Here is a 13360-nt window from a genome sequence, read left to right as displayed (position 1 = left end):
GGCGTCCGTTTCGCCCCTCCGCGCCGGGGCGGCCCCGCCGGGCCGCCCCGGGTCAATTCCGGCCATTGACACCGGAGTTGGTCTAGGCCAATGTTGCCGGTATGTCGAGCCCCCGCCCGCGCCGCGCCGCCCTCGGCGCGCTCGCCGCCCTCGTCCCGCTCGCGCTCCTCGGAGCGTCCGGGCCCGCGACCGCCGCCACGCCCTCGGCCTGGCCCGAACCCGCGCCGGTGGTCTCCCGGATCGAGACCGCCGACCCGGTCGTCTTCATCACCATCGACGACGGCTGGTACCACGACCCGGCGGCCGCGCGGACGCTGCTCGACCGGCGGGTGCCCGCCTCGCTGTTCCTGCTCCCGGGGGCGTACTCGTACGACTCCGGCTACTTCCACCGGCTCGTCGACAACGGGCCCGTGCGGATCGAGAACCACACCGTCGGCCACCCCGACCTCACCGCGCTCGACGCGGCCGGGCAGAAGGCCGAGCTGTGCGGGGCGCGCGACGCCCACCTCGCCGAGTTCGGCGACGGGCCGCGCCTGGTCCGCCCGCCGTACGGCGTGTACGACGAGGCCACCCGCACCGCCGCCCGCGCCTGCGGCGCGAAGGCCGTGGTCACCTGGACGCACGACCTGACCACCTGGGGGCAGTGGAGCCCGCCCACCCCCGAGCTGAAGGCCGGCGACATCATCCTGCTGCACTTCAACGAGACGCTGGAGCAGGACCTGGAGCGGGCGCTGGAGCTCGCCGGGGAGGCCGGTCTGCGCCCGGCGCCGCTGCGGGACTACGTCCCCGAGTAGGCGCTACAGGATGACGTGCGGGAGGAAGCGGGCGTACTCGTCGGTGACGGGGCCCGCCGACTCCCGGATGCCCAGGCCCGCCGCCTCGTCCTCCACCACCCAGGCGCCCAGCAGCGTGCGGTTGCCGTCGAAGTCGGGCAGCGGGGCGAGCCCCTGGTAGCAGCACGGCTCGTCGCGGACCTCCGGGGCGCCGCCCGGCGGGTGCAGGACCACGCCCGCGCCCTCCCGGCCCAGCAGCGGCTTCGACGCCCAGCCGGTCGCGGCCAGTTCGCGCGGGCCGTCGAGGTAGGCGGGCAGCAGGTTGGGGTGGTCCGGGTAGAGCTCCCACAGGATCGCCAGCAGCGCCTTGTTGGAGAGCAGCATCTTCCAGGCCGGTTCGATCCAGCAGGTGGTGCCGGAGCCACCGCCGTTGTCCAGCGTGGACAGCACGTGCTTCCCGAAGCGGTCGGTGACCAGCCACTCCCACGGGTAGAGCTTGAAGCAGCTGCGGATGAAGCGCAGCTTCTCGTCGACGAAGCGGCGCGACAGCCGGTCCCAGCCGATCCGCTCCACCGACAGCGCCTCGGTGACCAGCCCCGCCTGCTCGGCGGTCTCCCGCAGGTACGCGACCGTCATCAGGTCCTCGCCCAGCTCGTCCGTCTCCGAGTGCGCGAAGTGCACCGGGCCGGGCGGCAGCAGCGGCGCCTGCCGCCGCCAGGCGTCCACCAGCCGCTCGTGCAGCGAGTTCCACTGGTCGGCGCCGGGGAAGCGGTCCTCCATCCAGAACCACTGCGGGCTCGCCGCCTCCACCAGGGAGGTGGGGGTGTCCGCGTTGTACTCCAGCATCTTCGCCGGGCCGGTGCCGTCGTAGACGAGGTCGAAGCGGGCGTAGAGGGAGGGCTGTTCGGCGCGGCGGCGCCACGACTCGGTGACCCGCTCCACCACCCGGGCGTCCGTGATCCCCAGATCGGGGAAACGATTCCGCTCCACGATGTGCGCCGCCGCCGCGAGGCACATCGCGTGCAGCTCCTCGACGACCTCCTCCAGCGCCTCCACCTCGGGCAGCGTGAAGGAGTAGTACGCGCTCTCGTCCCAGTACGGGCGCAGCGAACCGTCCGGGTACCGGGTCAGCGGATAGACGAGCCCCTGGTCCTCCACGGTCCGCTGCCAGTCCGGTCGGGGGGTGATGGTGTGCCGCTCCATGGCCCGCGCCGCGCCCTCAGCCGCCGCTCGACCCCGACGACGAGCAGCCGAAGCCGCCCGTCTCCACGGCCTTGCGGTCGAAACTGCCGCCCGTCACACGGGAGTTGCGGACCATGCCGCCGTAGTAGTACGCGCCGTGGCTGTACGAGCCGCTGCTGCCGCCCTCGGCGCCGTCATCGTCATCGTCGTCGTCCGTCTCGCACCGGTAGGAGGGCAGCTCCTCCAGCGTCACCGGATCCGCGCACCGGCGGTCGGGCTCGGCGCCGCAGGCGGTGATCGTCGCCGCGAGCACGCCCATCCCGCCGAGCACCACCGTGCTCGACCTGAGCCTCCGCATGTTCCTCGCCCTCCCCTTCGCCCGAGCGCGCGGCCGACGGACGCGCGTGCCGGACCCGCGCGGCCGTTCGGAAAGGCGTGAGCCCGGCGACCGCACAGTGTAGGCCGCCGGTTTCCGGCCCCGGGCCATAGAGTCGGAATGTGCTGTTCGGGATGATCTGCGCTCTCGGTGCCGCCCTCTGCTTCGGCACCGCCACCGTCCTCCAGGCCGCCGCCGCCCGCACCGCCGCCCCCGGCACCGGCGGCGGTAGCGGCGTCGATGTGAGACTGCTCTGGCGGGCCCTGCGCCAGTGGCGCTACCTCCTCGGCCTCGCCCTCGACGGCCTCGGCTTCCTCCTGGAGGTCGCCGCCCTGCGCGTCCTCCCCCTGTACGCCGTCGGCGCCGCGCTCGCCGCCAGCCTCGCCGTCACCGCCGCCCTCTCCACCCGCCTCCTCGGCACCCGCCTGCGGTCCGCCGAACGGGCCGCGGTCGCGGGCGTCTGCGGCGGCCTCGCGCTCCTCGCCCTCGCCGCGGGCCCCGAGGGCCGCTCCCCCGGCCCGGCGCCCCTCCCCTGGACCCTGCTGGCCGCCGCGGCGGCCCTGCTCCTCCTGGGCGCCGCCGCGGGCCGCCTGCCCGCCCGCCCCCGCGCCCTCCTCCTCGGCCTCGGCGCCGGACTCGGCTTCGGCGTCGTGGAGGTCGCCGTCCGCCTCCTCGACGGCGTCCGCCCCGCCGACCCCGCCCTGTGGGCGCTCCTCCTCGGCGGCGCCACCGCCTTCCTCCTCCTCACCTCCGCCTTCCAGCGCGGCGCCGTCACCACCGCCACCGCCGGCATGGTCCTCGGCGAGACCCTCGCCCCCGCCGGGATCGGCCTCGCCTGGCTGGGCGACCGCACCCGCCCCGGCCTCGGCCCCCTGGCCCTCGCCGGCTTCGCCCTCGCCGTGGCCTCCGCCCTCGCCCTGGCCCGCTTCGGCGAACCCCCCGAGGAACCGGAGGCTTCCTCCTAGGACCTGTCCTCGCGGACCGGGCCCGGTCCTCAAGGAGACGCCCTAGGCCGTGTCCGGCGGATCTTCGTGGATCAGCCCGCGGCGTCTGGTGCGTTCTCTCGGCGTGCGCCCGGGTCGCCCTCGTACTGGACGTACTCGGGCGATCCGGGCGTGCGGCGAGAGGACGTGCCAGGCGTCGCGGGCCCGCGAAGATCCACCGGACACGGCCTAGTCGACCGGAAGGGTCTCCAGGACCCGGGCGAGGGTGGCGAGGGCCGGCTGCCAGGCGCTGTCCGGCGGGGTGCCGTAGCCGACGACTAGGCCCTCCCGGGCGGCGGCCGCCTCCGGGTGGCGGAACTGCGACAGGCCCTGGAGCGCCAGGCCGTGCCAGGCGGCGGAGCGCAGCAGCGGCTGCTCGGTGCCGGGCGGCAGCGGCAGCACCGCGTGCAGGCCCGCCGCGATGCCCGACGGCCGCACCCCCGGGGCGTGCGCGGCCAGCGCGGCGACGAGCTGGTCGCGGCGGCGCCGGTAGCGCAGCCGCATCGCCCGGATGTGCCGGTCGTACGCCCCCGAGCGGACGAACTCCGCGAAGGCCAGCTGGTCCGGCGTGCCGCACATCCAGTCCACCACCGCGCCCTTCGCCGCCGTCACCTCCTCCACCAGCTCCTCCGGCAGCACCATCCAGGCCAGCCGCAGCCCCGGCGCCAGCGACTTGCTGGCGGTGCCCAGGTAGACCACCCGCTCCGGGTCCAGGCCCTGGAGGGCGCCCACCGGCTGGCGGTCGTAGCGGAACTCGCCGTCGTAGTCGTCCTCCAGGACGAGCCCGCCGGCCGCCCGCGCCCAGTCCACGACGGCGGCCCGCCGCTCCGGCGGCAGCGCCCCGCCCAGCGGGAACTGGTGGGCGGCCGTCAGCAGCACCGCGCCGGGCGCCGCCGCCCGCAGCCCGTCCACCCGCGTGCCCCGCTCGTCCAGCGGCAGCGCCGGGGTGGCGAGGCCCGCGCCGCGCAGGATGCCCGTGTAGAAGTCGAGCCCGTACGACTCGACCACGACCGCCGTCGCCCCGCGCGCCCGCAGCACCTGCGCCATCAGCATCAGGCCGTGCACGAACCCGGAGCAGATCACGATCCGTTCGGGCCGCGCCCGCACCCCGCGCGCGCGGGCGAGGTACTCGGCGAGGACGGCGCGCAGTTCGGCCCGGCCGCGCGGATCGCCGTACCCGAGGGCCTCGTTGGGCGCGGCGGTGAGCGCCCGCCGGTAGGCGGTGAGCCACTGCGCGCGCGGGAAGGAGGCGAGGTCGGGACTGCCGGTCCGCAGGTCGTACGCGGGGACGAGACCGCCCCGGCCGGGCGTGCCGCCGGGGCTGAGCCCGGCCGGGGCGGGCCGGGGCGGGCGGGCCGGCGGGAGGGGGTCGGAGCGGTCCGCGACCCGGGTGCCGGAACCCTGGCGTGCGGTGAGCCACCCTTCGGCGACCAGTTCGGCATAGGCGTCGGCGACCGTGTTCCGGGCGACCCCGAGGTCCGCCGCGAGCTGCCGCGAGGACGGCAGCCGGGTGCCGGGCGCGAGCCGCCCGCCCCGTACGGCCTCGCGCAGTGCGTCCATCAGCCCGGCCCGCAGCCGGGTCCCGCGCAGTTCCAGATGGAGGTCGGCCCCGAAAGTGGCCCAGTCGTCCCGCATGGGAATGGACCATAGCGGGGCGCCATCCGCTGTATAGGTTCGGTCCATGACCACCACCACAGAAGCACTCGCCCCCGCCCACACCCCCCGGATGGCCTTCCCGGAGCAGGCTCCCGAGTTCTACCGGGCGATGGTCCGGCTGGACCAGGAGGCGGCCAAGGGCCTGGACCCCGTCCTCTTCCACCTGGTCAAGATCCGGGCCTCGCAGGTCAACCACTGCGCCTTCTGCATCGACATGCACACCAAGGACGCCCTCGCCGACGGCGAGACCGTCGAGCGGATCGTGCAGCTCTCCGCCTGGCGCGAGTCCCGCCACTTCTACACCGAGCGGGAACTGGCCGCCCTCGCCCTCACCGAGGCGGTCACCCTGATCTCGGAGAACGCGGTCCCCGACGAGGTCTACGCGGCGGCGGCCGACCACTTCGAGCAGGCCGAACTGGCCCGGCTCCTCTCCGCGATCGTCGTGATCAACGCGTGGAACCGCATCGCCGTCACCACCCTGATGGTGCCGGGCCACTACACGCCGCGCGGCGCTCAGTAGGCTCCCGGCCGGAAGAAGTCCAGGGCCACCCGCAGGCGCTCGCGCTGGAGCGGCCAGTCGCCCTCCGGACCGGCGGCCAGGATGGCGTAGCGGTTGCCGTCCGGGGCGGTGAAGGCACGGTCCACGACCTTGCGGCGGCCCCCCTCGCGGTCGTACGCGTACACCAGCTCGGCCGCGTCGGAGGGCGCCCCCGGCTCCCCGGTGACCGGGCCGAGGCTCAGCTCCTCGTAGCCCGGCTTGTCGGCCCCGCCCTGCGCGGAGGCGCCGCGCAGGGCCTCGTACGGGGTCGTCCCGGCGCCTTCTATCACGAAGACCTGGATCAGGCTGCGCCCGTCGGGCGCGTTGAAGAAGACGCCCTGCTCGTTCTCGGTGCGGTTCCAGTCCTTCGGCACGGCGATCGTGAAGCCCTTGAGGTCCTCCCCCACCCAGTAGCCGGGCGGCGGCGCGCCGTCCGACGGGGTCGCGGACGTGGCGTCGCCGGAGGGCGTGGGGGACGCCCCGGACTCCCCGCCCGACGGCTCCGTGCCGTCCGGGCCGCCCGTCGGCGAGACGCTCGCGGCCGGGCCGCCCGCCGCCGGGGGCGGGGCGTCGCGGTCGCCGCGCCACGTCATCCAGCCGCCGACCGCCGCGCCCGCGACGAGGGCCGCGACGACACCGGCCACGACGGGCCCCGGCACGCGGGACCGCCCCGGCACCGCCCCGCCGGGGCCGGCGCCGTACACCGGGTCGTACCCGCCGGCCGGGACCTCCGGCGCGTACGCGGGCGGCGGGAGCAGCGGCGGCGTGCCGGGCACGGGCGGGGCCGTACCGCCGTCCGCCGGTGTCCGCTCCCAGCTCTGCGTCTCGTCGTTCCAGCGGGCGCCGCCTCCCGCGCGGGTGCCCACCTCAGCTGCCGAGCAGGGCGGCGAGGGCCTGGCCGACGGCGACGCCGGAGGCGAGCAGGCCCGCCACGTCGCCCGCCTCGCCCAGTGCCCGGCCGAGCCGGGCGAGCCGGCCGGGCGCCGCCGCTCCGGTCTCCTCGATCTCGGCCTCGGTCCCGGCGAGTTCGGTGTCGAGCGCCGTCGTCGCCTCCGACTCGACGACCGCCCCGAGGTCGGTGCGGAGCCGGCGGACCGCCTGGAGCAGTTCCTCCTGGCGCGGGTCCCGGGCCGGTCCCGCGCCGTGGTGGACCGTGTGGGTGACGGTGTTGCGGTCGCCGATGGTGACGTTGCCGCCGGTGTTGGTGATGTGTATGCCGCCGCGCGGCCGTTCGTCGTTCGTGTCAGCCACGGTCGCCTCCGGTCGTGTCGTTCGATGGGGTCGTGGAATGCGTGACGGTGTTGCGGCTGCCGAGCACGACGTTCCCCTTGGAGTTCTCGATGAAGGTGGCGCCCTCCGCCACGTGCACGATCTTCTGCTCGAACTCGGCCGTCTCGTAGCCGGCCTCGCGCAGGGCGAGGACGACGCCGTTCGCCACCCGGTCCTGGATGCTCTTGAGGTAGCGGCTGACGTCCATCTCCTGGAAGAGGGAGGCGGTGTCGTCCGAGCCCAGTTCCCGGACCGAGACCAGCGGCCCCTCCGGGAGCGCCCCGGCGTGCCCGCCGACGGTCACCCGCCACACGTGGCCGAGGGCGCGGCCGACGGTGCCGAACGCCCGGCCGGCCGAGCGCGGGACCCGGCCCAGCGCCCAGACGGCCCGGCCGAAGTGGTTGTTGTGCCGGTAGCGGTGGGCGATCCGGTCGGCGTGCCGGTAGAGCCGCCGGACGGGGCGCAGGACGTGCGGGGCGACCTCCAGCATCAGCATGCCGCCCTGGGTGTGGACGCGGACGAAGACGGTGGTGACGATCTCCTCGTCCCAGCCGCCGACGCGGATCCGCAGGAAGTGCCGGCGGGCCTCGCCGCCCTCCTCCACGGCCGCCGCGCGGTGCGGCTCGAAGCCCTGGGGGCCGTACGGCGCGGCGGCGCGGTCCGGCAGGCCGTCGACGGGCAGGAAGACGACCTCGTCGATCTCCAGCTCGCGCAGCCGGTCCCGGACCGACGCCCGCGCCTGCGGGGAGCCGTGCGGGGCCGGTGCGCGCAGCGCCTCCACCAGGGGGACGACGCGGCGCAGGACGGCGCCGTTGTCGAGCGGGGCGGGGGCGTCGCCGTCCAGGCTCTTGCGGGGCCGCAGTTCGACGGAGAGCGACCAGGGCTCGTAGGGCTCGCCGGCCCCGCAGAAGGGGTCGTCGGCGTCGTACATGACGACCGGGGAGTGCTGCTCGGTCCTGATCCGGTCGCGCAGCCGCCGGAAGCGGGCCCCCTCGGCGTGCTCCGCGGGGTCGGCGCGCAGGTCGGCGAAGCGCTCCCGGGACAGCTCCTGGGTGAGCGCGCGGGCGAACTGGCCGCGCTGGACCGCCACCGCCCAGGCCACCAGCAGGGGCACGGCGAGGCAGATCCACGCCGCCAGGGCGCCGCCGCTCCCGAACGATCCGCTCTGCCCCAGGAACACGCCGATCAGGTCGAACAGGCCCGGTCCCTGCCCGAAGGACCCGTCGAGCACCTCGTCGCCGGTGCTGAGGACGTTCCAGACGACGCCGCCGAAGGCCAGCGTGAGGACGAGGATCCCGGCGACGGCGCCGAGGGCGCGGGCGTACCAGCGCAGCAGGAGGGCGGGCACCACCCGGTAGGCGGGCGGGTGGTCGGCGCCGCCCCGGATCCGGCGGGCGAGGGCGAGCAGCAGGAAGGGCGCGACGAAGGAGCCGATCAGGCCGCCGGTGAGCGGGAAGGCGACGATCCAGAGGAAAAGGATCGCGCAGGCCCAGCCGAGTTCGATGCGGCGGGCGCGCAGCGCGTGCGCGAGGACGCGGGCGGCGTCGTGGCCGAGGGCGGGCGCGGCGAAGCGCTCCTCGTGGACGTACAGCTCGTCGATGACCGCGTCGCGGAAGACGTCGTCGAGGTAGGTCCCGGCGCAGAGCATCCGGGTCGCCTCGCTGGAGTGCGGCGAGGAGCGCGCGGCGGCGGTCCCGGGCTGCCGGTCCGGCGGCCCGTCGGGCTGCCGGGGCACCAAAGGCTGCGTCATGTCTTCCCCCGATGATCTGAAGCGCACCTGCTCCGCCGCACGGGCGCGAGCCGGTGGCACAGCATAGGGGAGGCGGAGCACGAGTGCCCCGGCCGGTCGGCCGGGGCACTCGGGTGCGTCAGTGCTTCAGTGCGTCAGGAGGGAGCGGCTCAGATGAGGCCGAGCTCGCGGACCGCGTCGCGCTCCTCCGACAGCTCCTTGACGGAGGCGTCGATGCGGGAGCGGGAGAAGTCGTTGATCTCCAGGCCCTGGACGATCTCGTACGCGCCGTCCTTGCAGGTGACGGGGAAGGACGAGATGAGGCCCTCGGGGACGCCGTAGGAGCCGTCGGACGGGACGCCCATGGAGGTCCAGTCGCCCTCGGCGGTGCCGTTGACCCAGGTGTACACGTGGTCGATGGCGGCGTTGGCGGCCGAGGCGGCGGAGGAGGCGCCCCGGGCGTCGATGATCGCGGCGCCGCGCTTGGCGACGGTCGGGATGAAGGTGTCGGCCAGCCACGCCTCGTCGTTGACGACGTCGGCGGCGTTCTTGCCGGCGATCTCCGCCTGGAAGATGTCCGGGTACTGGGTCGCGGAGTGGTTGCCCCAGATGGTGAGGCGCTTGATGTCCGTGACCGAGGAGCCGGTCTTCTGGGCGAGCTGCGTCAGCGCGCGGTTGTGGTCCAGGCGGGTCATCGCGGTGAAGCGCTCGGCCGGGACGCCCTTGGCGGCGGACTGGGCGATCAGGGCGTTGGTGTTGGCCGGGTTGCCGACGACGAGGACCTTGATGTCGTCCGCGGCGTGGGCGGCGATGGCCTCGCCCTGCGGCTTGAAGATGCCGCCGTTGGCGGCGAGCAGGTCGCCGCGCTCCATGCCCGGGCCGCGCGGGCGGGCGCCCACGAGCAGGCCGATGTTGGCACCCTCGAAGCCCTTGTTCGGGTCGTCGAAGATGTCGATGCCCTTGAGCAGCGGGAACGCGCAGTCGTCGAGCTCCATGGCGGTGCCCTCGGCGGCCTTCACGCCCTGCGGGATCTCAAGAAGGCGCAGCTTGACCGGCACGTCCGCGCCGAGCAGGTGGCCGGAGGCGATGCGGAAGAGCAGCGCGTAGCCGATCTGGCCGGCCGCGCCGGTCACGGTGACATTCACGGGAGTGCGGGTCATGGCGATCTCCGTAAGACAGCTGGCGGTGGGGGTCCCTGCCCCTGAGGCTGGATACCGCTCCCTGATCGATCGATGTCTCGACGTGAAGAGATATCCGGCGTCAGGCTATCGGACCCTGGGGCCCGCGCACCTCCACCCCCTTGTGGTCCGCCTCACCCCGCGCCCCCGTTTCACCCGTCCGTGCAGCCGTCGGCGCCGGAGGAGCGGTGGGCGCAGGCGCGGACGCCGTCCGGGGAACCGGCCGCGATCATCAGCGTGTACGCGTCGGTGTCGCCGCCCGCCGGGACGTCCGCCGCCTCGACGGCGGTTCCCGCCTGGACGCTCACCTCGTCCCCCGGGGCCGCCCCGGAGATCCGGGCCCAGGCGCCGCCGCAGGTCGCGCTGTAGCGGACCTCGACCAGGGCGCCGCCGATCCGGGTGCGGGCCACGGTGGTGGCGAGCGGGCCGCCGCAGCCCATCAGCTCCGGGTCCCGCCCGGCGCAGTCCTCCCCGGCGCAGCGCACCCCGTCGGGGAGCGGGGAGGCGGTCGTGGGCGCGGGGGTGGTGGCGGGCGCCGCGGGCGCGGCGGGCGTCGCCTCGGACCCTCCGAGATCGGCGAGGAGCACGGCGGCGGTCGCGACGAGCAGCGCCCCCACGACCCCGGCCGCGTAGAGCAGCGGAGAGGCCCGCCGGGCCCGCGCGGGGGCGCGCGACGCCGGGGCGGAGGACTTCGGGACGGGAGCCTCCGGGCCGGACTCCCGGGCGGTGGGCTCCCGGGCGGCGGCCGGCGCCGGGACGGACGCCGGGACGGGACGCATGCGGAGGGTGTGTTCGGCGGGTACGCCCTCCGGGGGCGGGACCGGATCGAAGCCCGGGGGCGGGACCGGGGCGGAGGCCGGGTCCGGCGCGCCCTCCAGGGCCGGGGCCGGGGCCGGCACGGCGGCGCGTTCGCGCAGGAGGTGTTTCCAGGCGCGGTCCGCGTGTTCCCACTGGGCGGTGAGGGAGCCGAGGTCGGCGCCGGTGGCGTCGGAGAGGGCGACGACGGCGGACCTCGGGACGGGGCGGCGGGCATCGAGGTAGGCGTCCCAGTCGGCGCGGTCGCGGCCGGTGCGCTCGGCGACGGCGACGACGCCGAGGCCGCTGCGCTCGACCAGCAGCCGCAGCCGCTCGGTGAACGCCCGTACGTCCGGGTCGAGTCCGTCGTCCAGTGCCGCCCAGCCCGCCATGCCCGCCCCCGCGTCCCGCGTTCCCCGCCCCGGCCCGTCCGGGTCTCACCGAAGGATGGCAGTTCCCCGGTCCGCGCGGGACCGGACCGAGGTGAACCGGGATGGACCGATGTAGCGGAATGGTCACCTCCGTGCCACAGCGGGCGGCCCGAACTTGCCCTACCGTTGGCGCGTACATGACCCTTGATCACAGACGGCGCCCGCCCTCCCACGGGGGAGAGGGCGGGCGCCGTCGCCGTGCGTCCCGCGGCGGGCGGGGGCCGCTCAGGTCACCGTCAGGTGGAGGATGTCCTCCAGGAACGGGATCCGCAGCCAGGGCTTCGGCTGCACCATGAGCGCGAGCAGCACGATCAGCGCCCCCATCACCCCGTACGTGATCATGTCGGTGAAGCGCGAGCGCACTGCCAGCATGCCCACCGAGGAGACCAGCCGGCGCATCACCGCGCCCAGCAGCAGCGCCACGCCCACCAGCATCGTCCCGACCCGGAAGGACTGCGGGAAGGGGTCGGTCCCCACCACGAGCAGGCCCAGCGCCGCCGTCCCGAGGACCAGCAGCAGCGGCCACTGGCGGGCGGGCGCCGGGGCGTCGCCGGCCGCCGCCCGGCCGCCGCCCTCGGGGCGGGCGGTGTCGGTGGTGACGGTCGGGGGACGGCGCGAGCCGCGCACCCGGCGGACCTTCGAGATCCGCCGGCCGCGCAGCTCCTTCGGGCCGCCGGGGGCGCGGGAGGCCCCCGGGGTGCCCTTGCTCACCTCAGAGGGCCGCGGCCGCGCGCTCCGCGGCCTCGACCACGTTCACGAGCAGCTGCGCGCGGGTCATCGGGCCGACGCCGCCGGGGTTGGGGGAGATCCAGCCGGCCACCTCGGCGGCGTCCGGGTGCACGTCGCCGACGATCTTGCCCTCGGCGTTGCGCGAGACGCCGACGTCGAGGATGGCCGCGCCCGGCTTCACGTCCTCCGCCTTGATCAGGTGCGGCACGCCCGCGGCGGCCACGATGATGTCGGCGTTCCGCAGGTGGGCCGAGAGGTCCTTGGTGCCGGTGTGGCACTGGGTCACGGTCGCGTTCTCGGAGCGGCGGGTCAGCAGCAGCGGCATGGTGCGGCCGATGGTGACGCCGCGGCCGACCACGACGACCTCCGCGCCGTCGATCTCCACGCCGTGCGCGCGCAGGAGGGTGATGACGCCGTTGGGCGTGCAGGGCAGCGGGGCGGGCTCGTTGAGGACCAGCCGGCCGAGGTTGGTCGGGTGCAGGCCGTCGGCGTCCTTCGCCGGGTCCATCAGCTCCAGGACGCGGTTCTCGTCGATGCCCTTGGGCAGCGGGAGCTGGACGATGTAGCCGGTGCAGGCCGGGTCCTCGTTCAGCTCGCGGACGACCGCCTCGATCTCCTCCTGGGTCGCGGTGGCCGGAAGTTCACGCTGGATGGAGGCGAGGCCGACCTGGGCGCAGTCGCGGTGCTTGCCCGCCACGTACTTGTGGCTGGCCGGGTCGTCGCCGACCAGGACGGTGCCGAGACCGGGCGTCACGCCCTTCTCCTTGAGGGCCGCCACGCGGGCGGTCAGGTCGGACTTGATCGCGGCCGCGGTGGCCTTGCCATCGAGAATCTGGGCGCTCATGGGGACATCCTCGCGGATGACCCCCGCCTTCTCCCAATTCGGAGCCGTACGGGCTCCGGAGGGGGCCTCCCCGGGCGGAACGAAGGGTTGCACTTGCACAACTCCGGGGCGTACCGACTGGACAACACGTCCGGCCTGCGACGACGATGACCAGCGCAGTGCCGCGGAAAGTGCCGGGGGGAATCCGCTCACGTGCCGTGAAAGTTCCTCCGCGCGGGCCGCGTCGTCCCCGCACGAGAACATTCACGGAGGAAGTGCACGATGAGCTTCGGCGACCCGAACAACCCCTACGGCCCGCCGCAGGGCCAGCAGCCCGGTTACGGCCAGCCGCAGGGCCAGCAGCCCGGCTACGGCTACCCGGCCGCCCCGCCGGTCTCCCCCTACGGCGCCTACCCGGGCGGCCCGGCGCCGTACGGCGCGCCGATGCCCATGCCGGGCACCGTCAAGGCGGCCCGCGTGATGCTGTGGATCATGGGCATCCTCCAGATCCTCGTCGGCATCATCGCCGCCTTCGCGGGCAGCATGCTCGTGAACGAGGCGGGGCTCGACAGCACCGCCTCCGCCACCGCGACCGGCGTGATCGTCATCATCGGCCTGATCGGCGTCGCCCTCGGTGTCTGGGGCGTCATCATCGCCGCCAAGTGCGCCAACGGCGGCAACGGCATCCGGATATCCGGCATCGTCTACGGCTCGCTCGTCACCGCGGGCGGTCTGGCGAACATGGCCCAGGGCCAGGGCGCCTCGGTCGTCGCGCTGGTGCTCGGCATCCTGATCATCGTCTTCTTCTCGAAGGCGGACGCCGCCGCCTGGTTCAAGCGCCCGCGCTTCTGATCCTCCGCACGGCACCGCGAAGGGGCCCGGTTCCGCGTCGGAACCG

14 protein-coding genes are annotated in these 13360 nt (G+C 75.1%); 4 read left to right on the top strand and 10 right to left on the bottom strand.

All coding sequences use genetic code 11. The annotated features are described in order from the left end of the window. The first annotated feature begins 101 nt into the window (after positions 1-101). Complete coding sequence (locus IE219_RS02945; RefSeq protein ID WP_189974858.1) at positions 102-794, top strand: polysaccharide deacetylase family protein; 693 nt, start codon at positions 102-104, stop codon at positions 792-794. 3 nt (positions 795-797) lie between these two features. Here the strand turns inward: IE219_RS02945 and IE219_RS02940 are convergent, their stop codons facing one another. Together IE219_RS02940 and IE219_RS02935 are read right to left on the bottom strand one after the other, a co-directional pair. Beyond that, positions 798-1976 (bottom strand): glutathionylspermidine synthase family protein, encoded by a 1179-nt coding sequence (locus IE219_RS02940; RefSeq protein ID WP_189974857.1) that lies wholly within the window; start codon positions 1974-1976, stop codon positions 798-800. Positions 1977-1992: 16 nt separating this feature from the next. Next, complete coding sequence (locus tag IE219_RS02935; RefSeq protein ID WP_189974856.1) at positions 1993-2313, bottom strand: hypothetical protein; 321 nt, start codon at positions 2311-2313, stop codon at positions 1993-1995. Positions 2314-2465: 152 nt separating this feature from the next. Between IE219_RS02935 and IE219_RS02930 the strand changes: the two genes are divergently transcribed. Further along, the gene (locus IE219_RS02930) at positions 2466-3296 is read left to right on the top strand and encodes a hypothetical protein (RefSeq protein WP_189974983.1); all 831 of its coding nucleotides are present in this window, start codon (positions 2466-2468) and stop codon (positions 3294-3296) included. A 207-nt stretch (positions 3297-3503) separates the two neighbouring features. On the opposite strand, the gene pdxR is transcribed toward IE219_RS02930, so the two are convergent. Continuing rightward, positions 3504-4949, bottom strand: a complete 1446-nt coding sequence (gene pdxR, locus IE219_RS02925) for a MocR-like pyridoxine biosynthesis transcription factor PdxR (RefSeq protein ID WP_189974855.1) — start codon at positions 4947-4949, stop codon at positions 3504-3506. Between the two features lie 46 nt (positions 4950-4995). Here pdxR and IE219_RS02920 point away from each other — a divergent pair, with 46 nt between their 5' ends. Next, positions 4996-5490, top strand: a complete 495-nt coding sequence (locus IE219_RS02920; protein WP_189974854.1) for a carboxymuconolactone decarboxylase family protein — start codon at positions 4996-4998, stop codon at positions 5488-5490. On the opposite strand, the gene IE219_RS02915 is transcribed toward IE219_RS02920, so the two are convergent. The 7 genes from IE219_RS02915 to IE219_RS02885 form a co-directional block, all read right to left on the bottom strand. Beyond that, entirely contained in the window at positions 5484-6374 is an 891-nt protein-coding gene (locus IE219_RS02915; protein WP_189974853.1) for a serine/threonine kinase C-terminal domain-containing protein, read from the bottom strand. The genes IE219_RS02920 and IE219_RS02915 overlap by 7 nt on opposite strands. Position 6375: 1 nt before the next feature. Continuing rightward, positions 6376-6759, bottom strand: coding sequence for a hypothetical protein (locus tag IE219_RS02910; protein ID WP_189974852.1), 384 nt, complete (start codon positions 6757-6759; stop codon positions 6376-6378). Then, entirely contained in the window at positions 6752-8527 is a 1776-nt protein-coding gene (locus IE219_RS02905) for an AbeC-like domain-containing protein (protein WP_229849546.1), read from the bottom strand. Before IE219_RS02905 ends, IE219_RS02910 begins: the two co-directional genes overlap by 8 nt. Positions 8528-8676: 149 nt before the next feature. After that, positions 8677-9666 carry a malate dehydrogenase gene (locus IE219_RS02900; protein WP_189974851.1) on the bottom strand — a complete coding sequence of 330 codons (990 nt, stop codon included), beginning with the start codon at positions 9664-9666 and terminating at the stop codon, positions 8677-8679. Positions 9667-9836: 170 nt separating this feature from the next. Next, the gene (locus IE219_RS32190) at positions 9837-10871 is read right to left on the bottom strand and encodes a helix-turn-helix domain-containing protein (protein ID WP_189974850.1); all 1035 of its coding nucleotides are present in this window, start codon (positions 10869-10871) and stop codon (positions 9837-9839) included. A gap of 264 nt (positions 10872-11135) precedes the next feature. Next, on the bottom strand, positions 11136-11621 hold the full coding sequence (locus IE219_RS02890) for a DUF3017 domain-containing protein (protein ID WP_229849545.1): 486 nt from the start codon (positions 11619-11621) through the stop codon (positions 11136-11138). Position 11622: 1 nt separating this feature from the next. Further along, entirely contained in the window at positions 11623-12483 is an 861-nt protein-coding gene (locus tag IE219_RS02885; RefSeq protein WP_189974849.1) for a bifunctional methylenetetrahydrofolate dehydrogenase/methenyltetrahydrofolate cyclohydrolase, read from the bottom strand. 261 nt (positions 12484-12744) lie between these two features. On the opposite strand from IE219_RS02885, the gene IE219_RS02880 reads away from it, so the two are divergent. Beyond that, positions 12745-13314 carry a hypothetical protein gene (locus tag IE219_RS02880; protein WP_189974848.1) on the top strand — a complete coding sequence of 190 codons (570 nt, stop codon included), beginning with the start codon at positions 12745-12747 and terminating at the stop codon, positions 13312-13314. The last annotated feature ends 46 nt before the right edge of the window (positions 13315-13360 follow it).

Source organism: Streptomyces termitum, from assembly GCF_014650175.1.
GTDB lineage: Bacteria > Actinomycetota > Actinomycetes > Streptomycetales > Streptomycetaceae > Streptomyces > Streptomyces termitum.
Note: the sequence above shows the minus strand (reverse complement) of the source record. Positions and strands in the feature narration are given on the sequence as shown.

What these genes read in the sequence shown, in the direction of transcription:
- IE219_RS02945 (WP_189974858.1), top strand. Translation starts at nt 102, where the DNA reads ATGTCGAGCCCCCGCCCGCGCCGCGCCGCCCTCGGCGCGCTCGCCGCC.
- IE219_RS02940 (WP_189974857.1), bottom strand. Translation starts at nt 1,976, where the DNA reads ATGGAGCGGCACACCATCACCCCCCGACCGGACTGGCAGCGGACCGTG.
- IE219_RS02935 (WP_189974856.1), bottom strand. Translation starts at nt 2,313, where the DNA reads ATGCGGAGGCTCAGGTCGAGCACGGTGGTGCTCGGCGGGATGGGCGTG.
- IE219_RS02930 (WP_189974983.1), top strand. Translation starts at nt 2,466, where the DNA reads ATGATCTGCGCTCTCGGTGCCGCCCTCTGCTTCGGCACCGCCACCGTC.
- pdxR (WP_189974855.1), bottom strand. Translation starts at nt 4,949, where the DNA reads ATGCGGGACGACTGGGCCACTTTCGGGGCCGACCTCCATCTGGAACTG.
- IE219_RS02920 (WP_189974854.1), top strand. Translation starts at nt 4,996, where the DNA reads ATGACCACCACCACAGAAGCACTCGCCCCCGCCCACACCCCCCGGATG.
- IE219_RS02905 (WP_229849546.1), bottom strand. Translation starts at nt 8,527, where the DNA reads ATGACGCAGCCTTTGGTGCCCCGGCAGCCCGACGGGCCGCCGGACCGG.
- IE219_RS02900 (WP_189974851.1), bottom strand. Translation starts at nt 9,666, where the DNA reads ATGACCCGCACTCCCGTGAATGTCACCGTGACCGGCGCGGCCGGCCAG.
- IE219_RS32190 (WP_189974850.1), bottom strand. Translation starts at nt 10,871, where the DNA reads ATGGCGGGCTGGGCGGCACTGGACGACGGACTCGACCCGGACGTACGG.
- IE219_RS02885 (WP_189974849.1), bottom strand. Translation starts at nt 12,483, where the DNA reads ATGAGCGCCCAGATTCTCGATGGCAAGGCCACCGCGGCCGCGATCAAG.
- IE219_RS02880 (WP_189974848.1), top strand. Translation starts at nt 12,745, where the DNA reads ATGAGCTTCGGCGACCCGAACAACCCCTACGGCCCGCCGCAGGGCCAG.